Here is a 23,848-nt window from a genome sequence, read left to right as displayed (position 1 = left end):
TGCCAGTTGAAACCATTTCCTCGCGCTACCGGGCGGCAGCGAAGCGTTTTTCCAGCCGGTCGCTGAACAGCGACAACGGCCAGCAGAGTGCGAAATAGAAGGCGCCGACGATGCCGAAGACGAGCAACGGCTGGTAGGTCGCGTTGGAGATGATCTGGCCGGCGCGCGTCACCTCGGTGAAGCCGATGATGGCGGCAAGCGACGTGCCCTTGATGAGCTGGACCAGGAAGCCGACCGTGCTCGGCAGCGCCATGCGCAGCGCTTGTGGCAGCACGACATAGATCATGCGGTTCCAGTATTTGAGGCCGAGCGCCTTGGCGGCCTCCTCTTGCCCCTTCGGCACGGCGAAGATGACGCCGCGCCAGATTTCGCCGAGATAGGCGCTGGCATGCAGCATCAGGCCGATGGCGAGCGCCAACCAGGCATTGACGTCGATCGCCAGCAGCGCGACCCCGTAATAGATCACGAAGAGCTGCATAAGGAGCGGCGTGCCCTGGAAGACGACGATGTAGCCGGCGGCGATCGCCCGCAGCCACCCATAGGGCGACGTGCGCAGGAGCGCGATCGCCAGCCCTCCGACCGCGCCGCAGGCGAAGGCAAGCGCCGAGAGCAGCAGCGTCCAGCCGAAGGATTGCAGGAGAAAGAGAAACTCGTCCAGGCCGAAGGAGCGGATCATGATCTCACCGTACCGGGTAGGAGAAGAACAGGCGCTCGATCATCGCGAACAGCCCTGACAGCATGGCGGACATCGCGAGATAGAGGCCGGTGAGCGTGAGGTAGATCTCGAAGCTGCGGAACGTCGTCGTCTCGAGCAGCTGGCCGACCGTCGTCAGTTCCACGGCGGAGATCGACGCGACGATGCTGGAGGTCAGCATCAGCAGGATGAACTGGCTGGCGAGTGCGGGAAAGCACACCCTGAGCGCCGGGATCAGGATGATGTGGCGGAAAATCTGGAGTGGCCGCAGGCCGAGCGCAACGCCCGCCTCGATCTGGCCCTTGTGAATGGATTCAACGCCGCTGCGGATGATCTCCGTCGCATAGGCCCCGCCATTGAGGCCGAGCGCCAGCACCGCCGCCACATCCGGACTGAGGCGGATGCCAACCGACGGCAGGCCGAGATAGAGGAAGAAGGCCTGCACCAGGAACGGCGTGTTGCGGATGATCTCGACGAAACCTTTCACGGACCAGACGAGCGGCGCAATGCCGGTGCGGCGCAGCAAGACGCAGACGAGCCCGATGGCAAGCCCCAGCGCCATGGCCTGGCAAGAGATCGTCAGCGTCAGCAGGCAGCCGCGCAACAGGTCGGGCCAGGCAGCGACGACAACGCCGAAATCGAATTGATAGCTCACGCCCTCTCCTCCAGGCCATGACCGGACTCCTTGTCCCACCGGTCACCCAATAATGTTTGAGTTGGTACATTCATAGATGACCAATCCGTTTTTTGTCAAATCGGCAGGTTGCTTTCAGAATCCCGATATTCTCCCAATAAATCAGCATTTTATAGCATAAGATTATGAATTTCTGCGAAAATTTCATAGATTCTTCGGAATCGCGGCGATTGACGATAATGGTCGTATTGGTACATAAAACGACCAGAGAATGCCTTTGGAAGCTGCCAGAGAATGAACCGGATCAATCATTCTTCGCGAGCGAACTTGAAAGGAGACCAAGCAACGCGTTAAGGAAACGGAAGGATCCTCGACCCGAGCGGTAGACAGGCATGGAAGAAAAGATGCGCAAGAGCGCAAGCACACCGCGGCGCAAATATGAGCGCGCCGAGCCGACCAACGACCCGGAGCGCACGCGGACCGACATTCTGCATGCGGCGGAAGTGCAATTCGCGCGCCACGGTTATGCCGGCACGACGGTGGACAGCATCGCGACGAAATCGCGGCGCAGCAAGCGCATGATCTATTATTACTTCGCCTCGAAGGCAAAGCTCTACGTCGCCGTGCTTGAGCACGCCTATGGCCGGATGCGGCGGGCCGAGCTGGATATCAACCTGGACGAGGATGATCCGCGGCAATCGCTCAAGAACCTCGTCGATTTCTCCTTTGATTTCCATTTTGCCCATCCGTACCACGTCAAGCTGATCATGGGCGAGAACCTGAACGACGCAAAATACCTCGCGGCATCCTCGCTGGTCCCGGAGCTTCACCGGCCGATCATCCAGCGCATCGAACGGCTGTTGCGGCGCGGATACGAACAGGAACTGTTTCGCCAGAGCATCTCGCCGATCGAGGTGCACATGACGATCTCGGGGCTGTGTTTCTTCAACGCCTCGAACCGGGCGACCTTCTCGGCGGTGTTCGACGTCGACATGCAATCGCCCGCCGCACGCCGGGAACGCAAGCAGCAGATCCTGCTGTCCGTGCTCGGACGCCTGGATGCCGTCATGGACGGGTTCCAGGCGCAATACGGCTAGCTGCCCAGCGCCGCAAGCTGACATCGCCATCATTACCAACGGAGCGCCGCACGCGGCGCCGCCGGGAGAAAACGCGCGCCTGCGAGACAGGCCGGAGGAGCCACGATGAAAACCTCGATTGCGACGGTGACGCTCAGCGGCAGCCTGCAGGAAAAGCTCGACGCCATCGCCAAGGCCGGTTTCCAGGGCGTCGAAATTTTCGAGAACGACCTACTGATTTCCGACGAGAGCCCCCGGCAGATCGGCGCAATGGCGCGCGACCGCGGACTGGAGATCACGCTCTTCCAGCCGTTTCGCGACTTCGAAGGCATGCCGGAGCCCCTGCGGTCGCGCACCTTCGACCGCGCCGAGCGGAAATTCGACCTGATGCAGGAGGTGGGCGTCAACCTCGTGCTTGTCTGTTCCAACGTCTCTCCCGCCTCGCTCGGCGGCCTTGACCGCGCCGTCGCCGATTTCCACGAACTCGGCGAGCGTGCTGCCGCGCGGGGCCTGCGTGTCGGCTACGAGGCGCTGGCCTGGGGCCGCCATATCCATGATCATCGCGACGCTTGGGAGATCGTGCGGCGGGCGAACCATCCCGCCATCGGCCTGGTGCTCGACAGTTTCCATACGCTGGCGCGGCGGATCGAGGTCAATTCGATCCGCGCGATCCCGAAGGAAAAGATCTTCGCCGTGCAGCTCGCCGATGCGCCGCTGATCGACATGGACCTCATGCAATGGAGCCGGCACTACCGCAACATGCCCGGCGAAGGCGACCTGCCCGTGCTCGATTTCGCGCGCGCCGTCGCCGCCACCGGCTACAAGGGCTACCTTTCGCTGGAAATCTTCAACGACCAGTTCCGCGGCGGCTCGGCGACGACAGTCGCGGCCGATGGTCATCGCTCGCTTCTCTATCTCGGCGATCAGGTGCGCCGCGCGCAGCCCGAGGCTGCCCTCCCCATGCAGGCGCTTCCCGCCCGCGGCATCGTCGAGGGCATCGCCTTCATCGAATTCGCCGTCGAGGAGACCGAAGCGATGCCGCTCGAGGCCCTGGTCGCAGTGCTCGGCTTTGAGAAAACGGCAACGCACCGAAGCAAGAACGTCACGCTCTACCGGCAGGGTTATATCAACCTCGTCATCAACAAGGAGGCGCGCGGTCTCGCCAGCGACGCCTATACCCTGCACGGCACGTCGGCCTATGCGATCGGCCTTACCGTCGAGGATGCAGCAGCGGCACATGCCCGCGCCGTGGCGCTCGGTGCCGAGCCGTTTACGCAGCCGCTCGACCCCGGCGAACTCGGCGTGCCGGCGGTGCGCGGCGTTGGCGGCGGCCTGCTCTATTTCCTCGACAGGACGAGCGACCTCTCGCGCATCTGGGAGATCGAATTCGCGCCGACCAAAGATGCCTACACGGCGTCGCCGACGGGACTGCGTGTCGTCGATCATATCGCCCAGACCGTCGGCCATGACGAAATGCTGACCTGGGTGCTGTTCTATACCTCGATCCTCGAGGCCGAGAAGACACCGACGGTCGATATCATCGATCCGGGCGGCGTGGTTCGCAGCCGCGCGGTACAGAATGCGACCGGCACCTTGCGCATTACGCTCAACGGCGCGGAAAGCCGGCGCACGCTCGCCGGCCACTTCATCGCCGGTACGTTTGGCGCCGGCGTGCAGCACATCGCCTTCCACACCGACGACATTTTCGCGACCGCAGCAGCGCTACGCAAAAACGGCTTCCGCCCGCTCGCCATCTCGCCCAACTACTACGGTGACGTCGAAGCCCGCTTCGGCCTCGCGCCGGAATTGACCGAGCGGCTGAAGGCCGAAAACATCCTCTATGACCGCGACGAGCACGGCGACTTCTTCCAGCTCTACAGCCCGACCTTCGGCGAAGGTTTCTTCTTCGAGATCGTCGAACGCCGTACCTATGCCGGCTACGGCGCCAGCAACGCCATCTTCCGCATCGCAGCGCTCAAGAAGCACCTGCGACCCGAGGGCTTGCCCAGGCTGTGAGGTCACGACCCGCCGCTATCGCGTCTCATCGATAGCCAAGGGTTTCGCGGTACGAGGTTCCTCCTCAGGTAAATCCTGCGCGCCGATTTTTGGTGCCCTCCACCTGCCACTGACTATGGGTCATGTATGGATGCCCCCGTTCATGCAAGCAGTTCTTCGAGCGGTTTTGAACGTGTGATCGGGTGCGGTCATGTATCAGGCCTGTTGTGCGGCTGGAGTACGACCGCTGGCCGGTATGGAGCTACGCGGGCCTGGTGCAAAATCAGCTCTACGAGCTCGTGGCTGTGTTTCGGCGTGGTGCTTGACCCCACCATCGGCGCCGACGGTTGACCCCAGTGACATCGGACAAACCGCAAATTAATCAGCATGTTAATCTACCAAGACCGGGGTTTTGGGTTTCCTGCCGGCGCCTTTCATGGGGATCTACGCGGCGAGCAAGCACGCCCTGGAGGGGATGTCCGAGAGACTCGACCATGAAATTCGGGAGTTCGGTGTGAGTGTGGTGTTGCTGGAGCCAACGTTCACCAATACGAGTCTCGACGAGAACGCAGCACAGACGGCCGCCCCGATTGGGGTCTACGCCTCGCAGTTCCAGGCAGCAATCAACGCAGTACAAAACCAGATAAAATCGGCCCCTTCGGCTCATTTTGTGGCTCAAAAGATCGCCGACGTTATCGCTGGTCACTACAAGTTGCGTCAGCCGGTCGGGGGCGAAGCAACCCTTCTGGCTCGTCTGCGTCGGTTTATGCGCGCTAGGGCCGTCGACGGAAGTCTGCGAAAAGCATTCGGCTTCGCCAAAGGAAAGTGACACCTCGCGTCCGCCACCTCTGACGGGCAACTTTATATCCATGATAAAGGACATTATCATGGATAGTCAGTGGGATGCCCTCCTTAAGTAGTTGCAGGTCGCGAGATCGTATCCGTTCGAGAGCAAATCCATTCAGATGGGCCTGACACCCCTTCATTAGGAAAGACCGTACCAGGCGCCGCGGCCGGCACCGTGCAGGACGAGGTGCCCTTGATTCACGAGCGCCCTGAGATGATCCTTAATGGTGTGACGGCTTGCATCGGTGATCCGTGCAGCCTCCGCGACCGTAATCCGCCCGTGCTCGCGTGCCAACTCGAGCAATGTCCCGGATAATTCCGGCATGTCGGCGAGGATAATCCGCTCGCGCTCCATTTTCTTCTCAAGGCGCGTCTTCTGCCGATGCAGCGCTCTCAGAAAGTACTCGATCCAGGGATTCCAGTCGGGCTCGGCGTTGCGGATCGTTCCCTGCGTGCGCCGAAGCGAGATGTAATAGCTCTCCTTGCTTTGCTCGATGATGCGCAGAAGGCGAATGTGGAACCTGTAACTGCGAGGCGGCAAACCTCTCGGCGCTCCCCCAAGTCCAACAGTAGGTTACCCCAAGCGGATGCCGACCCGACATATCAGTCGGGTCGGCGCTGCAGACGCGAACGTTTGTGCCGCGATGATCAGTTCATCGCGTTTACTTTACGTCACTGGACCAGTTCGATCTCGCCCGGCTTCCACGTCTTGTCGAACCATGACTCCAGCGGGCCATAGAGGCGAAGAAGAACGTTCCAGCCCTTGCCGGGAACTGTCTGGACCCAGTTGGCTTCATGACCCGCCGGCGCTGTCGGTCCAAACCAGACATCGACCGAGGAGTCGGCGTTGATCACAATGTCCTTCTTGTCGCTGCCGATGCTGGGAAATTGCTGGTCCGTCTGCAGCATCGAACGCGTCTGATTGTCATAGACAACGAACGACCAGAATTCCTTTGCCGGAATGTTTGGCGGCAGGTGTATCTTGTAGGTTTTGCCGCCATCGAACGGCTTGCCGTCCTTGTCGGTCGTGGCACCCGCGTATTGCGAACCGATGCCGACGCGCTTTATTGCCATGGCCGGCGTGATGCCCGTCGCATAGTAGTGGAACAGGACGCGGGCATCCAGATGGCGAACGCCGGGCTGCCGAAGAAACTCGTAGCTGCCACCGACGAAGCCGGTGAACCATGCGCTGTCCGGATAATAGTAGGCGTCCTTCATGCGGGTCTTGAAGGTGATAGTGCGTGCTGTCGCGTTGCCGACGGCTACGGCTTCAGTGAGGATTTTCTTCATCCGCTCGTCGGGTGCGAAGGGTTTGCCCTTTTCGATGCCGATGGCGGCGAGTTGCCCCAGCACCTCCGGGTGATAGGCCTCGTTCGGCTCGTATTGGACTATGTCGTTCACTTCCTCGTAGAAATGAAAATCATTGGCATGGATGGTGTTGAATTCCTTGCCTGAGACGTTGACCATCTTCATCTGCGGTGGATTGTTGGCTTCCGAAAGAAGATAGACCTTGGCGAACTTCCTGGTGTTTTCAACCGCTGTTGCGGTGCTGCCCTTTTCGAGGAAACCGCGCCAGAAGAAGAGGTTTCCGTAAGTCGAGGTTCGAAGCACGAAGTAGCCCTCGGGTATCTCACCCTCGTAGCCCGGCGGTAAAAGCAGGTATTTTCCACCCTTGCCCCTGTCCGGGCCGGCATTGCCGACATCACCGACATATTGGAACCAGTGGTTGTCGATCATGCCGAGGATATTGGGCGGTGTCTCGATGACCAATGGACCCGCCTTGGTGTCCAACCACATGAGATTATAAATGCTTTCGGTGTTCCCGGTGAGGAACAGCGAATGTGAGTCCATGAGGCTTTCGAAGATAAGGATGGTTTGATTGTTATCTGCGCCCTGACTCGCCAATCCCACGCGCATAGCTTCTACCGATGCACCGGGCATCGCATTGAGAAAAACATCGACGCCACGCATGAAATCTAGATTGTCGTAGATCTTTTCCGACGTGGCGTCATCCGGGAAGCCATCGAAGAAGTTTAGTTTGCCAAGCCTGGTGTCCAAACTCTCGGGCGTGATGATCGAACCCGGTATCGGCGTTGTCATCCTCAGCTTCGACGTTGTCTGCCCGTGCGCGATCCCGGCGAGAAAAACGACCGCTGAAGCCGCTCCAAGCAACGCTTTCATCGATAAAGACATCATGTGGCTCCTTTTATGGGGGTAAATCTTCCAGCGCAGATGACTGCACAACTGGAGTAGCGGGAACATCCAAGGCGATGCATAGAAGTAGGAGAGGGGTGCGAAGGCCCAAATTTATCTGCGTTGCAATGGGCTTTGACGTCAGTCGATGTAAACCACAACGTAACGCCCACTATGGGCCTGATAGTAAGCCCCGCCGCAACGCCACACCACGGCGCCGTTTACACTGGTCCGCACACAGCCAGCGGGCAGCGTGGCAACATACACCGAAGAGCGACGGATCACTCGTCGCGTGGTGCGACGAGCGGTGCCGGCGACACTGCCGGGAGTCAAAGGCCGCCCTAACACCGCATGTGCCTCGGACACGAACGCGCCGTACGGCATTGGGACAAGGCTATCGGCCGCGAGAACGATAATGCCGGCGATCACGGCGCAAAGGGTCTTTCGGTGCAACTTGCGCATCGTCATTCTCCTGCCTCCAACGACATCTCACCGGTAAGGTCGGTATATACGCGTTCGAGTTTCCTGGCGTTTGCTGGCGGTATGAATGTAAACTGGCCAGCGTCGATGGCATCGGATTTCCAGTTGCTCAGCCGTAGCGAGTACTCCGGCGCTCCGGTCACCCACTTGGTCGTGATGACGTATTTGAGCGGCAACGGATTGTTGCCCTTGCTGATCCAGATTTGCCAGTCGACAATATCTGTTCTGAAGGCGAGGTGATCGCATTCGACCCCACCCACGAATGCCGATCCGACAAGCGTTCCCTTGGTCACTCCGTCGGTAAGGACGGCATAGGAATCGCTTGCGAGCAAGTCGGCTCCTGGGGCATCGAGTCCGGTAGCGACGCGAAGTTCGTCTGCCGCCACTTCAACGCTTTGCCCCGGACTCTGCAACTGCGCGTAGACGTTTGTGCGTTTGCTGTGGAGCGATATCGTGCTGCCGTCGAAGATTACCTCTGCATCGGCGAACGGCCCCTTGCGCGTCAACCGAAAACCTTTGGCGCGATCGAGCGCGATAGTGCCCGACGCGCTGTACTGGATCTTCTGCCCTCCGAGATCGACGATTTCCTGATCTGCGTCGTAGTCGACGCTAAGCGCCGGAATAGACTTGAGGTTCTCGCTCATGGCGATAAGAATCTTGGCAGCCTCGGGCTCAACTGCGTCCTGGGCTGATGCGGACCATGCCGCCACACAGGTGACGGCGGCTAGAATAAGTGCGTGGGAGCGCCAAGTCGCTCCAAACCTGTTCAGCGTAAATCTACTCACGTCGTACCCCCCTCAGATCATATACCTTCGTTCCGGCTAGAACCTCACCGCCAGTCGCGTGAAGATGCCATGTTGGGTGGCGTCGTAGCGGAAGCCACCTTCCTCATAGTCGGTGTAGAGGGCCTTGTAGCCGAAAGACGAAGCGATCGTGTCCGTCCAATTGTAGCCGACCGTCGCGGTTCCCTGCAGCGTGATGTCGGAGGCGACGCCGAAGCCGCCGATATCTGCCATGACGTCCACGAACCATTTGTCGTTGACGTCATAGTGCATGGTAAGACCGACGATCGGATCGACCCAGCTTTGCGAACCGCTGCGGTTGACCGACGGGAAGAACGCGGGGTCGATGTCGAGTTCCACCTCATTGTGCTGGTAGCGAAGGCCGCCGGTCGCGTAGAGTTGCATATTCTCGACGTTAATAGGCAGCTCGTAGCCGACAAGGGCTGTCGCGACGATCTGCTTCTGCTCGAAGCGAGCGGTTCCACCGAATGGGCCGACATCGGCTTCGGTTGAAATCTTGGCCCACATGACATCCGTGTAGAGAAGCCAGCTGTCACCGACCGCTTGAAACGATCCCGCGAACACACCGTCCAGGCTCTCAAGCACGTCCAGAGGCGAGACGTCGACCGCCGCGGTGGGAAGGCCACGCACACCGATGTCGCCATTCAACCCCGCCAGCCAGCCATCGAGCGTGACCTGGTATTTCGATCCGGTGTTGACGACGGCCGATCCCGGCGCCGATATGTCGGCTGCGCCCGCAGGTGCCACAGCGAGAGCCAGTGCCAATCCGCAATAGGCGCTTTTCATTTCAATCATGCCAGCAGTCCCCCGGTCTCACGGGCTCCAGAAATTACCAGAGTTATTCCCGCCAGCACCCTATCCGATCTAGGCGGAAACGCCCGTATGTTACCGTATCATGTATGCCTGCGGACTATTGGCGTGACCATTTCTGCGACTCGCAGACCACCTTCATCACGCAGCCCTTGAGGGTGACCGTGTCGCCGGAGACACTGATGGTTCCGTTGTAGGTCTTCTTCGCATCGGGATCCGTAATCTTGCCAGAATAGCTGCCTCCGCCTCCTTCGAACGCGCCAATCTTCTCGCCTGCATGCTTGCCGCTCTTGAGCGTTATACAAAAGCCGCTGCCGCACGGCTCGATCGCTGCGGTGTCACCAAGCGTCGTCTTCCAGTTTCCGACAATCGGCTCGGCCGCGCTCGCAAGTCCGGTCGACATCAATAGCGCTGTGATAGAGATCAGAATGGATTTCATGGCAACGTCCTCGCATGGCTGGCCCGCCAATGGACCGATAGCCGAATGGACCACACGTGCGCTGCCGACCACAAGAAACTCGCCGTATGTTACTGCAACCTACGAGGTGTTGGTCGGGTTCTGTGTCATCTTCGATGCGAGGGCACCCCTCAGGAGGGGGATCGAATGGGAGACGACACGGAGTACGCCAAGCGCAGGCTTCCCGCTCAGGCGCTGGAGATTGACGCGCTTGCCGACCGCAACGAAAGCTTCCGCGACCTGTGCAAAGATTTTTGCATCGCCGATCATCTCGTGCGGAAGTGGGAGTCGTCTACGGACCCGTTGCGAGACGAACGTTACGTCGAGGCGCTTGAACTGTTGGATGACCTCGGCAGGGAAATCCACATCATGCTGGACCTCGCCAAGATTGTGCCATTCCCTGTCAACCGTTGAACGCGCTATCTCGACGCAATCACCGCACGTTGCGGCTACCAAGAAGGAATAACATGCCTCGACTGATGGTGAAGATACTCATCTTCGCGGTCGCCCTTATGGTGGCGGCTTTGACCGCCTGGTGTTCCCTGGCCCTCTGGTATCGTCTACCTCTGCCTGAGGCAGGACGGGCAATCGCCGCCGGCGTCTTTCTCATGTTTGGTCTCTTCACAGTTGCGGCGCTTGCCAGCCGGCTGCGCTTGAAAGCCATCCTTTCGTTCGCTGTCGTCTTCGCCCTGATGCTCTTCTGGTGGAACTCGATCAAGCCGGAAGCGAACGCTGCATGGGCACCAGATGTCGCCCGGCAGGTTACGGGTATTATCGCCGGAAATTCACTGACCTTGACTGATGTTCGGGACTTCGAGTGGCGGAGCAATTCCGACTTCACGGAGCGCTGGACGACACGAACCTTCGATGTGAGCAAGGTGAAGACCGTTGACCTGTTCATGTCCTACTGGGCGGGTCCGAAGATCGCGCACGTCATCTTCAGCTTCGGTTTCGAAGGCGGTGAGCAGCTGGCCTGGTCGATCGAGGTACGTCACAAGGCAAGTGGCGGGTTTTCTCCTCTTGCCGATCTCTTCAAGAACGACCCCTTGGTGATTGTTGCCGCGGACGAACGCGACGTTGTCGGCGTGCGCTCCAACGTGCGCGGCGAGGACGTCCAAATCTATCGGCTGAGAGCCAGTCCCGAACAGGCACGAAAACTTCTGCTCGAATACGTCGCCGAGGCCAACGCTCTCGCACAGGCTCCGCAATTCTACAACTCGATCACGACGAACTGCACGACGACCGTCGCCAAGCTGATGCGTGTCGCCGGAGACAACGTGCCATTTGACTGGCGGCTAATCGTCAACGGTTATCTTCCTGACTACGCCTATGACCGTGGAGCCGTTGACACGTCGATTCCGCTCTCCCAGCTACGAGAAATCTCTAAAATCGGCGAGCGGGCGCAGGCAGATGGGTTGTCGCCCGCCTACTCAAAGGCAATCCGAGTCGGCGTACCCATCCCGGCCGCCAACGCTACGCCGTAACCCACAGTAACATACCGATGAAATCGAGATGACTGAGGCACGATGTAAGCTATCAAAAATTTCGCTAGGTGAAGTTTTTACTCACGCCTCAACCCTCACGGAACTCATGACGATCATTAAACCCTTTCAGAACGTCACCACTGCCATCGCGCTCGTGATCCTGGCGGCTGCGCCAGTGCTCGCTCCGGCATCGGCCGAAGCCCGCCGTGCGGTGGCTGGTTGCGGAGCCAGAGGGTGCGCAGCCGTCGGCAATCACGGGGCCGTTGCCGTGCGTCGCCCACCAGTCAGGGGCGTAGTGGTCGTGAACCCTCGTCGTTATTGGCCCGCAGGAGGTGCTATTGCCGCGGGTGCCGCCATCGGTTTCATCGCGGGCGCGGCGGCCGCTTCGGTCGCCGGCACACCGCCGCAGTCTGGCATGTGCTGGTTTTATACCGATGGTACGAAGAAGACAGGTTTCTGGGATGTCTGTCCGCGATAAATTGCTATGAAACGAGCATCACGATTGAAAACAGCGGCAGGGGTTGATTTGAGCTTGGTTAACTCGTTCACTGCAGGCCGGGCACGGCGATTTATTCCATTTTTCGCATTAGTCGTCGTCGCGAGTTGCGGCGGACACCCGAAACATGTGCTGACTCCCGTTGCAGACACCGTGCCGGATACCAACCGCGTCGACATATTGGTCGCGACCACGCGGGCGCGATCGACTGTCCCAGGTGAGATGTTCACGGGCGAGCGCGCCCGGACACCATCCTTCGCTGAGATGACAGTTTCACTGCCCAAGATCCGCGAGGAAGGTGATGTCGCCTGGCCGAAGAAGCTGCCCTCAAACCCGGAAACCGACTTTGCCACTCTGAAGGCTGCCGATTTCGATCTCGATGGCGCTAAAGGCTGGTTGAACGCCTCGGTTAGAAAAAATCCCGACAACAGCGTCCTGGTCTTCATCCATGGCTTCAACAACCGATTTGAAGACAGCGTCTACCGCTTCGCTCAGATCGTCCATGATTCCAGCGTCCGCAGCACACCGATCCTTGTGACCTGGCCATCGCGCGGCAGCCTTCTGGCCTACGGCTACGACCGCGAGAGCACGAACTACACGCGTAACGCCCTTGAGACGCTGTTCCAGTACCTGGCCAAAGATGGCGACGTGAAGGAAGTCAACGTGCTGGCCCACTCGATGGGCAATTGGCTGGCGCTGGAAGCACTCCGGCAGATGGCGATCCGCAATGATGGTCTGCCAGTCAAGTTCAAGAATGTCATGCTCGCTGCTCCGGATGTGGATGTCGATGTCTTCCGTTCCCAGATCGAGGATATGGGCCACCCGCACCCGCAGTTTACCCTGTTCGTCTCGCGTGACGACAAGGCGCTCGCCTTCTCACGGCGGGTTTGGGGCAACATCCCTCGGCTCGGTTCGATCGATCCGGAAACCGCACCGTACAAGGCTGAACTCGCCGACAACAAGATTTCGGTGATCGATCTGACGAAGATCAAGGTCAGCGATGATCTCAACCACAGCAAGTTCGCAGAATCTCCGCAAGTCGTCCAACTCATCGGCGCGCGGCTATCCGAAGGGCAGACACTGACGGACAGCCGGGTCGGTCTTGGTGACACGATCCTGGCGGGGACGACGAATGTGGCGGCGGCGGCCGGCAGCGCAGCAGGACTGGTTCTTACGGCTCCAGTTGCCGTGCTCGACGCGGATACGCGCGGCAACTACGCCAATCATGTCGGCGGCCTGACAGGACAAATCAGTGGAGGGGAGAGGATTGCGGTCAAGAACTGTGCGGCGATGCCAACTGACCCGGCATGCCGGGAGCAGAGGTAGAGGCAGCTTGAGTTTGATATTCGCGCTTTTGACCCTCAATTGCGGCATCGAGAGGGGCAAATCGTACTCGTCGGGCCTGTGCTGGTGGTTATGACAGCGACTCGCGTTGTCCTGTCAATCGACGTTTCACGACTTTGGCCCCCGCCAGCCTACTTTATTGGTACTGCTCGGCATTGACAGTACCAATAAAGCAGGCTGGCTGGTAGCGGCGTTTGGCAAGCTTCTTGGCATTCCGCAGTATCGCCAGGTTAGCTACCACCGCAACCGACTGGAATGGAAATCGGCGTTGAAAAGTTCGATCTCGATAAATAATGGGCTAGTATATGCTGCGCTGCTTGCTGGCCAAACCGCCGCAGCTGCGCTGTTGTTCTGGATGGTGTTTCCCGTTTTTTACAATGTCGTCACGCACCTCGGTGAGTCCCAAAGCCTCGACGTGTCGCGACATGCCGCAATTGCTTTCAGCACCGCACTGCTACATTTCTGCTACTGGATGCGGCTCAACTGGGTGCCCGTTATAGCTCCGTTCCATAGCATCATCGTATCGCATCTGTTCTCTTTCACCAGCCGGATCAGTTTCTTTTTTGGCGGAGCGCTGTTCTCGGCAATTTTTTTTCGGCATCTCCCTGAGCTGGATGTTTTCCCGCCGATTGGCCAGGCTTTTGCGCACGTGCTCTATGTCATGACAATTTTGTTTGCGCTATTTTGCTATTCGCTAGATCTGGAACGGCTAGCAAAAGCGTTTGAGCCGCCCGGGACCACCGATGTCGGTTAGTGACTAGCGTCGGCGATATGCCCGCTTCTTTCCTGATCGACGGAACTCCTATCCTACGCTTGCCGCGGAAACGGCCCAAGAAGCCGTACGTCCTCGGATGGCCGCTTCCTTGTTATTGCGGGACGAATCCACCGCTTCCACTCCCGTGGAAAGTGTTTCGCGTCTGGACGAGTTGATCTGTGGAGGCTAGGTTGCAATATGGGGTATCTGGTACTTAAGCGCGTCGCGGTCCTTTCAATTCGCTCCGCGCGCTTTGGGTCTTTAATTTATCGCACGTCTCTATTGCAAAGCCGCTACATACTTCTGCGCGGCATGCTTTAGCGGCAACTGCGCACAAGGATGACGCACGATGCAGACTTCGTTGCCGGATAATCGGGCAGAGCGCCCCTGTCCGACCCACGACGAGGTCAGGGCGCAGCTTGAGCGGATTGTCTCCAGCCGCGAGTTCCCCAACACAGGGCGCGGCGCAGCCTTCCTAAAATATGTCACCGAGGAAGCGCTTGCGGGCCGGGCGCACCGTCTCAAGGCGTATTCGGTCGCCATCGAAGTCTTCAACCGAAGCCCGAACTTCTCTCAGGACGATCCCGTCGTCCGAATCGAGGCCGGACGTCTGCGCAGGGTCATCGAACGCTACTATCTCATTGCAGGGCAAAATGATCCTATCCGCATCGACATCCCCAAGGGCGGCTACGCGCCGACCTTCACATGGAAGGACGCGCCGGCAGGGTCGGCCGACGAAAAGGTAAACCAAGACGTCGCCAGTCAAGGGGAGTCCGCGTGGCGGCGTCTGGGGTGGCCCATTCTGGCTCTGCTGGCGGCTTTCGTCTGCGTGGGTCTTGGCTACTACATGGCGGGGCCAGTCGCCAGTCGGTCGGCCGGACAAATCCCGGACGAGCCGATGCTTGTGATAGCACCCTTTGCGGACCTGGGCGAAGGCCCTCTGGCTGCACGCTATGCCGCCGGTCTAACCGAAGAGCTTCTCACTGCCGTTCCCCGCTTCAAAGAGATCACTGTTTTTGGCCGCGAGACATCAAAGGCACTGCAGCCCGGCATAGAGGCATCGCAGGTGCGCGAGGGTCTTGGCGCGCACTTCCTTCTCGCTGGCGGGGTCCGCGTCGAGGGCGACAAGGTCCGTGTGACCGTGCGTCTCGTCGACACGTCCAACGGATCGATCCTGTGGTCGCAGCACTACGAAGACGATCTGGACACGCACGAACTCTTTACCATCCAGACCGATGTCGCCAGCAAGGTGGCAACGGTCATCGCCCAGCCATACGGCATCATCGCGAAATCATTAGCGGCCAACCCGCCGCCGGCAGACCTTGGCGTGCATGATTGCACGCTACGCTTCTATGCCTACCGCGAGGAGCTGAATCCGGAAGCGCATCTGATCGCGCGCGACTGTCTGCAGCGCGCGGTGGCGCGTTTCCCCGCTTACGCGACGGCTTGGTCGATGCTCTCTTTCCTCCATCTCGACGAGGACCGGTTCGAGTTCAATCCGCAGAAGCACAAGGGTTCCGCGATGGATCGCGCTCTCGGTTCGGCGCGGCGGGCGGTCTCGCTCGAGCCCAGCAACACGCGTGCCCTGCAAGCGCTCATGATGGCTCTGTTCTTCCGTAACGAGACCAAAGAGGCGTTCGAGGTCGGAGAGGAGGCGCTGGCCGCCAATCCGAACGACACGGAGTTCCTCGGAGAACTCGGCACCCGCATCGCGTTTTCGGGGCAATGGGAGCGCGGCGCGGAACTGCTGGATCGCGCAATTAAGCTAAACCCCGGCGGGGCCGGATATTACTTCGGAACGCGCGCCCTGATCGCCAGCATGCTCCAGGATCATGACAAGGCGGTGAGACTGATTCGCAAAGCCGACCTGAAGAAATTCCCGCTCTTCCACGGCGTTGCAGCGGTCATCTATTCTGAGGCCGGGCTGTTAGAGGAGGCTAGGCACGAGGGCGAGGTGTTCATTAAAATGCGCCCCGACTATCTTCCCAACATCGTAGCCGAGAACCGGAAGAGAAACCTATCCCCACAAGACAGCATGCGCATTATCGTGGCGCTCCGACGGGCTGGACTGCCAGTGCCAAGCGCAACGGATGTGGAAGCTGAGTTCAGGGTCTCCGAGGCTTTAGACCGCCCGTGAACGTCGTATGCTACAGTTAGATACGTTTCTTTTTCAACGATTTACCTCAACTCTGGCGGCGCATGAGGTGATGCCGAGACTGGTTCACCGTCAACCTCGGTATCAGACGGAGCACAGTGAAATTGGCCACAACCGCATCTTCCCGCATCCGGCACCGAAAGGCAGCTCAGACGCTCGCCGTCGCAGCGGCGCTTGGCATGGGATCGACCGCCTACAGTCAGGATTCCAGCGCTGATCTCGCCAAGAAGCTTTCGAACCCGATCGCGTCGCTGATTAGCGTTCCGTTCCAATTGAACCATGATCACGGCTATGGCCCGTTCGATGGCGACAAGACGACGCTGAATATCCAACCCGTGATTCCGATCTCACTGAACGCCGACTGGAACCTGATCTCCCGCACGATCCTGCCCGTAACCTACCAGGACGACATCGCCGGGCCATCTGGGTCGCAGTTCGGCCTTGGCGACGTCGTACAGAGTTTTTTCCTGTCCCCTTCCAAGCCGACCGAGGGCGGCCTCATCTGGGGCGCAGGTCCCGTCTTCCTGATACCGACCGCGACCGACGATCTGCTTGGCGGCGAGAAATGGGGCGCTGGGCCGACCGTTGTCGCGCTAAAACAGGACGGGCCCTGGACCTATGGCGCACTGGCAAACCATATCTGGTCGTTCGCGGGCAACGAGGATCGCAACGACATAAGTAACACGTTCGTGCAGCCCTTTCTCTCTTACACAACGCCAACTGCATGGACATTCGCGCTGAACACCGAATCCACATACGACTGGAAAGCGAAGGAATGGTCGGTACCTATCAATCTGACCGTTTCAAAGCTGGTGAGGGTAAACGAGCAGCCGATCAGTGTAACCGCCGGGCTTCGATACTGGGCAGCCGCTCCAGACAACGGTCCCGAAGGGCTTGGCTTCCGTCTCGGGCTGACGTTCCTGTTTCCGAAATAGGCGCTAACAACCGCGAAGAGACATCGAGGGCGTGTGTTCATAGCTGGCGCTCGACAGGCGCAGTTCAACCGTTGTCCGCCGATCGATAACTTATCCTGCTACCTGCGCATGCTGGCGCACGCTGCGAACCGAAAGGACGTTCAAATGCTCACAAAACGCGCTCTGCTTCGCTCTGCCGCGATGGCCACACTCGTCGCCGCGACGGCGAAGTCTGTCCCGGTGATTGCGCAGGACAAAGCCGAATGGCCCGGCCTGTTGGAGGCCAAGGGCATCGCCGAGGAAGGCTTCATCTATGGCCTGCCGCTCGTGATGAACTATGCGGTCATGCAGGAGTTTGCCGTAGACAGGAATTCCGGACAGTTCAAGGCGCCTTTCAACGAAATCAACAACATGCATCAGGTCGCAAGCCCTGAAGATACAGCGATCATTACGCCGAACAGCGACACGCCTTACTCAATCCTCTGGCTGGACCTGCGCGCTGAACCGATGGTCATCTCGGTGCCGACGGTCGAAAAAGGCCGCTATTACTCGGTTCAGTTGGTCGACGGCAACACCTACAATTTCGGCTACATTGGGACGCGGGCCACGGGGAGCGAACCGGGCGACTATCTTGTGGTCGGCCCCGACTGGAAAGGCGAGAAGCCCGACGGCATCAAGCAAGTCTTCTCCTCGACGACCCCATTCGTATTCGCCAACTTTCGGACCCAGCTCATCAATGTCGAAGATATGCCGAACGTGGAAAAGGTCCAGGCCGGATACAAGGCGCAACCGCTTTCTGCTTTTCTTAAACAACCCGCTCTGCGCGCCGCGCCGGAGATCGAGTTTCTTCCTGCCACTACCGCCGGGATCAAGGAGAACTTCTTCCAGTATCTCGACGCAGCGCTGCAGTTCGTTCCTGAAACGCCAAGGGATAGCGAGATTCGTGCAAAACTAGCGAAGATTGGCATCGGCCCTGGCAAGATCTTCGAGTTTAAGGATCTATCGCTCGAACATAAGGCCGAAATGCTGATAGGCATGAAGCAAGGTAACGATAAAATAGACAGTTGGCTAACCAGCGGAAACAAAAGCATCAACGGCTGGAACGTCGGCGCGTTCTTTGGTGACGAAGCCTTCTACAACGGCGACTGGTTAATGCGGGCCGGGGCTGCCAAGGCAGGTCTCTATGCCAACGATGCGGTCGAGGCCATGTACCCCTACACCCGGACGGATTCGACTGGTGAACCGCTCGACGGCAGCAAGCACAACTACACCATCACCTTCGCACCCGATCAGTTGCCGCCGGTGAATTCGTTCTGGTCCGTCACAATGTACGATGGCAAAAGCCAGTTCCTGGTCAAGAACCCGATCAATCGCTACCTCATCAACTCTCCGATGTTGTCGGAGATGAAGAAGGACGCCGATGGCTCGCTGACACTGTACATTCAAAAAGACAGCCCCGGTGCGGATAAGGAAGCAAATTGGCTTCCGGCCCCGGACGGTACAATCTATCTCGTGATGCGCCTGTACTGGCCAAAGACGGAAGCGCCATCGATCCTGCCGGCGGGGAAGGGGACATGGCAGCCGCCCGGTGTGGAGCGGGTCTCATAGAAGACGCTGAAAGCTAGACGTTAATTCCGCGTAAGAAGCTGTGACACTGACGCCTGTCGGAGCGGGAGACCTGCGGGGTCCTACTCGGACGAGCGCCGCCATGCAGGTATCAGCGCAATGAACGGGTAGGTGCACGCATCTTGGATGTCTAGCACGTGGTGTAACGATCGTGGTCATGGCATTCGTCTCGACCGCTCTGGCGAAATCCGCCCGCCTATCTGCAAATCGACCTGAATAGCGACAGCCGATTCATAGTCACCTGACGCATGGTTCCGCCATGCGTCTTCCCATCGCCTTACGGTTTCCGGGTTCTCGTCCATAACGTGATCGCCGTACTGAGCACGACCTTCCGAACTCCGTGGTCGAAACCCGCATCATCGACAACGGAGGAACCCTCGCTGGCCGGTGCGTGGAGTTCGTCGGACTACAGGCGGCGATAATCCACGTGCTGGCGCGCGTGCATGCTGGACGGCTCCGCGCACCACCTGTTTTTTGTTCTCGCACTCATTCATTTAGGTCCCTAAACCGCTCAATAGTCGCGCACAGACAGCGGACAAGCTGACTTGCCCGGTGCGAAGGCGTCCGTGGCCGCGGGTGATGGAGCGACCTACGGTTACGACTGACGTCGTCAAATTTGATTCAAGACTGGCGCCATGCTTACAGAAATCCCACGACCACGGCGGGCACACCGACAACAACGGCAAGGCTCAAAAGCACTGCCGATGCGAGTTTCAAGCGGCTTTTTCTCCGGGTTGCTTCTCCGGTCCAATCATAGGCCATTCGTGTCCTCTCATAGGCATGCAGATCGCAGACAGATTCGCGAGCGCGTGAATTTGTCGCCGGGGCATGCACGACGCAACCCGTAAAATCTTGAGGTTCGGGCAATGGCGAGCGAAGGCCCGGGAGCGCCTCGTATCGCTCGACCGGGCCCCTATACGACCGACGCGGCCTGAATTCCGCATCGGGTCGTACAATATCGGAAGTGAACAATGCTGACCGCTGGTCGGCATCAGGTCTCTCGCAGCGCGCGAGGGCGTTCAACAGGATGCCGCGCGCGCGGTGCACGTTCATTGGGATGGGCTGATCGGCCCGCCGGGTTTGCTCGAGGCGCTTGTCGATGGTGCGGATTGCGCGTTTCAGCCGTTCGGCAGGCTCAAGTTCTCGGGCGGGACGGCGAGAGCATTGCATGTGCATTTGTATCCTCGAATCGGCTCCTTCATGGAGCGATGCCAAGATACGCACGCGCGGGACTGATCCAACTTACCAATGATTGAGAGGGGCGTCGTGGTAAGCAATATCTGAAGCGCGACAGATCAATTTTATCTTAAATGCAGCCGGTCACTTGTTTTTGCCCGTCATTCGGGCGACCATAAATGTGTAATGCGAGCCGCTTTTGACGCCGCTCAAGAAGTCTCAGGCTGGAAGCAGACGCTTTCGGCCTTTTTGCACAATCCCATAGAAGGATGGGATCGACTCGCTTCCTCACTCCAACGTTGATGAGCCAAAGCATCACGTCGTGGCAGAAACCCCGAGTCCCATGTCATTCCTGTTCATCTCACCGGTCTCAGTGCGGCGGCAAGACTAAGGAACTGTCTTTCGACCTGGTGACGCGCTGGACTGGATTTTCGCCAAAACCGACACCACCCGGCAGGCCGATTTCGTTAGGTTGGTCGCTAGTATTGGGGCCTCTCCGATTTGGTGCGATATGAGCTGCCGAATTCCCTCAGTTCAATGTCAACTTTGGAAGCGAGACGAACCTCCAGGACTGGATGGACGTGTTCCGTGACGTTCAAACTTTGGCGTGGTCTCAGTAATCATTGCGGCCAGACGCATGCGCGCGATCGAAAGCCTGCTCATCACCGTGCCGATCGGTATCTTCAGGACACCAGCAGCTTCCCGATAGCTGTGCCCTTCGATGTTTACCAGCAGGAATACGCTCGCTAGACCTTCCGGCATGGAGAGGATCATGGTCTGCAACTGATTGGCGTAAACAGCACTTTCGCCGGATGCCTCGATCAATAGTTCATCCTGCTCGGAAGCATCGACCGTGCCACTGCCGGTGCGCACCCTGCGCTTTCTGATTTCGTCGATCCACAGGTTGCGTGTGATTGTGTATATCCAGCTCTCAAACCGCCCTTCGCCGTTCCATAGGTGGGTGCGCGTGATCGCCCGCTCACAGGCTTCCTGATCCCGTTCGACGAGTTCGGCCAAAGTTTCGAGCATCGCCTCGAGCATCGCCTCGAGCACGCCGGTCTCGATCCATCGTCGGTAACGTATGCCAACGATGCGGTCGAGGCCATGTACCCCTATGTGTTTCGGCGTGGTGTTTGACCCCACCATCGGCGCCGACGGTTGACCTAGTCACATCGCCCAAACCACAAATTAATCAGCATGTTAATCTATGAAGATCGGGGTAATTCGTCCGCGCCGAAAGGGGGCAGACTTCAACGCTTAATCACAGTGCTTCAACCGAATGAAGCACTTCCGCCGGTTCGCGACACGCTACGACCGCAGGACTATTCACTTCGAGGGCGTCGTCTATCTCGTCGCAGCAATGATCTGGGCGCGGTGAATGTCGATTCTTCCTAGCGGACGTTCTGCATCAACCCTGCGCGAGCCGCTGTCAGGTAGTCTGCTGGCGTCGCGTCAAGGGGCCCGAGAATTTAACGATGCTTCGCTTCCGTCTTTCCACAGCGGGATGCAAATTGCGCGGATTTTGTCCCATATTGGGAGCACAAGGCTGGCCGGGCAGTCCCATGCTGGGAGCAGAAGGCGTATCAAACTCCAATCATCGACACTAACGTCTCGGGCAGCCGTTAAACGGCTGACCGGTATTGTTTGCCGGACGGTAGGAACCGTAAATCCATCAAGGACGATATCAGGGGCATCTCCAGTCTGTTCGACCTCAGGGTATTTCAGGCAACTCATCTATCAGCTTGTCGAGCGTGATCGGATAGTGTCTGACGCGGATGCCGGTCGCGTTGTAGATTGCGTTCGCGATCGCCGCCGACACGCCGCAGAGGCCAAGCTCGCCAACGCCCTTGGCCTTCATGGGTGACGACATCGGATCTGTCTCTTCCATGAAAATCACATCCTGATGCGGGATGTCTGCATGCACCGGCACCTCATAGCTTGCCAGGTCGTGATTGACAAAGAAGCCACGTCTGGTATCGACCGCAAGCTCCTCCGACAGCGCGGCGCCGGCTCCCATGGTCATCGCACCGATGACTTGACTGCGCGAGGTGATCGGGTTGAGGATGCGACCTGCAGCGCAGACGGCAAGCATCCGGCGGATGCGGGTCTCCCCGGTGGCCATGTCGACGCCAACCTCGACGAAATGCGCGCCAAATGTCGATTGCTGGTGCGTCTTGGTCAGATCACCCCATTTCATCGTGTCCTCGCCGACAAGCCCCTCGTCGCCGGCCGCGTCAGCAAGCGGGACGGAACGGTTGCCGGAGCGGACCTGCCCGTTCTCGAACACCGCCCCGTCCGAGTTGAAGCCGAGCTTGCTGGCCACGGCTTCGCGCAGTTTCACACATGCGGCATAGACGCCTGACGTCGATGAGTTCGCGCCGAACTGACCGCCGGAACCCGCAGATACGGGAAAGCGCGAGTCGCCGAGCCGCACCGCCACCTTGTCGATGCCGACGCCCATCATCTCGGCGGCCGTCTGGGCGATAATAGTGTAGCTGCCAGTGCCGATGTCGGTCATGTCCGTCTCGACGGTGACGACGCCCTCTCGGTCGAGCTTAACAAGTGCTCCCGAGGGCATGACGAGGTTGTCGCGGAAGGCGGCCGCGACGCCCATGCCAACAAGCCAGTTGCCTTCCCTGCGCGACGCCGTCTTCGGCCGCTGGCTCCAGCCAAATTTCTCTGCTCCGAGGTTGAGACAGCCGATCAGATTGCGCAGCGAAAACGGCCGCTCCGGATTTTCCGGATCGACCTGTGTGTCGTTGACGATGCGAAACTCGATCGGATCCATGCCGACCTTCTCGGCGATTTCGTCGATCGCAATTTCCAGCGCCATGAGACCCGGCGCCTCGCCGGGCGCGCGCATCGAGTTGCCTTCCGGCAGGTCGAGCGTCGCCAGACGCAGGGCCGTCATCCGGTTCGCACCGGCGTAGAGGAGGCGCGTTTGGTTGACCGCGACCTCCGGCCCGCCACCTTCGAGGTCGCCGGACCAGCTTTTGTGCGCGATTGCGGTGATCTTGCCATCCTGGTCAGCGCCGATGCGTATACGCTGGACCGTCGCCGGTCGGTGGGTAGTGTTGTTCGGCATCATCGGACGCGGCAGGGCGACCTTGACCGGGCGGCCGGCTGCTTTCGAGCCGAAGGCCGCCAAGACCGCATCGGCGCGCAGGAAGAGCTTGCCGCCGAAGCCGCCGCCGATGAAGGGTGACATCAGGTGGACCTTGTCCTTCCTGATACCAAGCGTCGTCGCCAGGTCGGTGCGCCACCAGTCGACCATCTGGCTGGACGTCCAGACGGTTACTTCATCGCCATCCCAGAGCGCAATCGATGCATGCGGTTCCATCATCGAATGCGACTGATCAGGGGTGGTATAAGTCTCTTCCAAGGTCAAGGCCGCAGACCTGAAGGCGCTCTCGAAGTCTCCGACCGCGGTGTCCGGCTTCGTCGATTCATCGGGCTTTTTCGCATAAGGCATGGCCGCTCGGAGACTGTAGATCCCGTCCTGCTCTTCGTAGTCCACATTCACCAATGCAGCGGCGGCACGAGCATGTTCGAAGGTTTCGGCCACGACAACGGCGATCGCCTGATGATAGTGCTGGATCTCGGATCCGCCGAACAGCTTGGCAGTGTTGAACTTGCCTTTCTCACGGTCGCCGACGTCGAGCGTAGTGACGACTGCGAGCACGCCGGGCGCGCTCTTCGCGGCGGCCGTATCGATGGACTTCACCTTGCCCTTGGCGATGGCGGAGCCGACGGGGTAGCCGTAGGCATAAGGCGTGTTCGCGTCGTGCCACTCGTAGGCGTACATCGCCCGTCCGGTCGTCTTGATCTCGCCGTCGGTGCGGTGGATCGGCTTGCCGACGACCTTGAGCTGGTCGATCGGGTTGGTCGTTGCCGGTTTGTCGAACTGCATG

At 59.2% G+C, this 23,848-nt stretch carries 20 protein-coding genes and 1 pseudogene; 11 read left to right on the top strand and 10 right to left on the bottom strand.

Annotation, left to right across the window (positions count from 1 at the left end; all coding sequences use genetic code 11):
• Positions 1-25: 25 nt before the first annotated feature.
• Both BSY16_RS22220 and BSY16_RS22215 read right to left on the bottom strand, forming a co-directional pair.
• Positions 26-676, bottom strand: coding sequence for an amino acid ABC transporter permease (locus BSY16_RS22220; protein WP_069062047.1), 651 nt, complete (start codon positions 674-676; stop codon positions 26-28).
• A gap of 4 nt (positions 677-680) precedes the next feature.
• Positions 681-1,349: an amino acid ABC transporter permease gene (locus BSY16_RS22215; protein ID WP_069062046.1), complete on the bottom strand. Its 669-nt coding sequence runs from the start codon at positions 1,347-1,349 to the stop codon at positions 681-683.
• A gap of 383 nt (positions 1,350-1,732) precedes the next feature.
• Between BSY16_RS22215 and BSY16_RS22210 the strand changes: the two genes are divergently transcribed.
• The 3 genes and pseudogenes from BSY16_RS22210 to BSY16_RS22200 all read left to right on the top strand — a co-directional run.
• The gene (locus tag BSY16_RS22210) at positions 1,733-2,425 is read left to right on the top strand and encodes a TetR/AcrR family transcriptional regulator (protein WP_069063633.1); all 693 of its coding nucleotides are present in this window, start codon (positions 1,733-1,735) and stop codon (positions 2,423-2,425) included.
• A gap of 105 nt (positions 2,426-2,530) precedes the next feature.
• Complete coding sequence (locus tag BSY16_RS22205) at positions 2,531-4,420, top strand: bifunctional sugar phosphate isomerase/epimerase/4-hydroxyphenylpyruvate dioxygenase family protein (protein WP_069062045.1); 1,890 nt, start codon at positions 2,531-2,533, stop codon at positions 4,418-4,420.
• Positions 4,421-4,802: 382 nt separating this feature from the next.
• A pseudogene (locus BSY16_RS22200) lies at positions 4,803-5,228 on the top strand (SDR family NAD(P)-dependent oxidoreductase); the annotation flags it as partial.
• Positions 5,229-5,384: 156 nt separating this feature from the next.
• Here BSY16_RS22200 and BSY16_RS22195 read toward each other — a convergent pair.
• From BSY16_RS22195 to BSY16_RS22170, 6 genes are all read right to left on the bottom strand, one after another.
• Complete coding sequence (locus tag BSY16_RS22195; protein WP_069062044.1) at positions 5,385-5,786, bottom strand: DUF977 family protein; 402 nt, start codon at positions 5,784-5,786, stop codon at positions 5,385-5,387.
• A 131-nt stretch (positions 5,787-5,917) separates the two neighbouring features.
• The gene (locus BSY16_RS22190) at positions 5,918-7,438 is read right to left on the bottom strand and encodes a DUF1254 domain-containing protein (protein WP_069063632.1); all 1,521 of its coding nucleotides are present in this window, start codon (positions 7,436-7,438) and stop codon (positions 5,918-5,920) included.
• A gap of 141 nt (positions 7,439-7,579) precedes the next feature.
• Entirely contained in the window at positions 7,580-7,822 is a 243-nt protein-coding gene (locus BSY16_RS22185) for a hypothetical protein (protein WP_286157382.1), read from the bottom strand.
• Between the two features lie 80 nt (positions 7,823-7,902).
• Positions 7,903-8,562 carry a DUF2092 domain-containing protein gene (locus BSY16_RS22180; protein WP_286157317.1) on the bottom strand — a complete coding sequence of 220 codons (660 nt, stop codon included), beginning with the start codon at positions 8,560-8,562 and terminating at the stop codon, positions 7,903-7,905.
• 177 nt (positions 8,563-8,739) lie between these two features.
• Entirely contained in the window at positions 8,740-9,516 is a 777-nt protein-coding gene (locus BSY16_RS22175) for a hypothetical protein (RefSeq protein WP_069062042.1), read from the bottom strand.
• 115 nt (positions 9,517-9,631) lie between these two features.
• Positions 9,632-9,970 carry a DUF2147 domain-containing protein gene (locus tag BSY16_RS22170; protein WP_069062041.1) on the bottom strand — a complete coding sequence of 113 codons (339 nt, stop codon included), beginning with the start codon at positions 9,968-9,970 and terminating at the stop codon, positions 9,632-9,634.
• Between the two features lie 165 nt (positions 9,971-10,135).
• Here BSY16_RS22170 and BSY16_RS22165 point away from each other — a divergent pair, with 165 nt between their 5' ends.
• The 8 genes from BSY16_RS22165 to BSY16_RS22135 all read left to right on the top strand — a co-directional run bounded on the left by BSY16_RS22165 (position 10,136) and on the right by BSY16_RS22135 (position 18,743).
• On the top strand, positions 10,136-10,402 hold the full coding sequence (locus tag BSY16_RS22165; RefSeq protein ID WP_069062040.1) for a hypothetical protein: 267 nt from the start codon (positions 10,136-10,138) through the stop codon (positions 10,400-10,402).
• 53 nt (positions 10,403-10,455) lie between these two features.
• A complete protein-coding gene (locus BSY16_RS22160; RefSeq protein ID WP_069062039.1) occupies positions 10,456-11,472 on the top strand; it encodes an Lnb N-terminal periplasmic domain-containing protein in 1,017 nt (338 codons plus the stop codon).
• 106 nt (positions 11,473-11,578) lie between these two features.
• Positions 11,579-11,950, top strand: a complete 372-nt coding sequence (locus BSY16_RS31590; protein WP_083243216.1) for a hypothetical protein — start codon at positions 11,579-11,581, stop codon at positions 11,948-11,950.
• Between the two features lie 93 nt (positions 11,951-12,043).
• Positions 12,044-13,294, top strand: coding sequence for an alpha/beta hydrolase (locus tag BSY16_RS22155; protein ID WP_502696040.1), 1,251 nt, complete (start codon positions 12,044-12,046; stop codon positions 13,292-13,294).
• A gap of 157 nt (positions 13,295-13,451) precedes the next feature.
• Positions 13,452-14,066, top strand: coding sequence for a hypothetical protein (locus BSY16_RS33145; protein WP_353652394.1), 615 nt, complete (start codon positions 13,452-13,454; stop codon positions 14,064-14,066).
• Positions 14,067-14,415: 349 nt separating this feature from the next.
• Positions 14,416-16,203, top strand: a complete 1,788-nt coding sequence (locus tag BSY16_RS22145; RefSeq protein WP_069062037.1) for an adenylate cyclase — start codon at positions 14,416-14,418, stop codon at positions 16,201-16,203.
• Between the two features lie 197 nt (positions 16,204-16,400).
• Entirely contained in the window at positions 16,401-17,156 is a 756-nt protein-coding gene (locus tag BSY16_RS22140) for a hypothetical protein (RefSeq protein ID WP_069063629.1), read from the top strand.
• 144 nt (positions 17,157-17,300) lie between these two features.
• Complete coding sequence (locus BSY16_RS22135) at positions 17,301-18,743, top strand: DUF1254 domain-containing protein (protein WP_069062036.1); 1,443 nt, start codon at positions 17,301-17,303, stop codon at positions 18,741-18,743.
• A 1,734-nt stretch (positions 18,744-20,477) separates the two neighbouring features.
• On the opposite strand, the gene BSY16_RS22130 is transcribed toward BSY16_RS22135, so the two are convergent.
• Entirely contained in the window at positions 20,478-20,978 is a 501-nt protein-coding gene (locus BSY16_RS22130) for an RNA polymerase sigma factor (protein ID WP_083243215.1), read from the bottom strand.
• 670 nt (positions 20,979-21,648) lie between these two features.
• Positions 21,649-23,847, bottom strand: coding sequence for an aldehyde oxidoreductase molybdenum-binding subunit PaoC (paoC, locus tag BSY16_RS22125; protein ID WP_069062035.1), 2,199 nt, complete (start codon positions 23,845-23,847; stop codon positions 21,649-21,651).
• Between the last annotated feature and the right edge of the window lies 1 nt (position 23,848).

Origin of the sequence: Sinorhizobium sp. RAC02, assembly GCF_001713395.1 — a bacterium.
Classification (GTDB): Bacteria; Pseudomonadota; Alphaproteobacteria; order Rhizobiales; family Rhizobiaceae; genus Shinella.
Note: the sequence above shows the minus strand (reverse complement) of the source record. Positions and strands in the feature narration are given on the sequence as shown.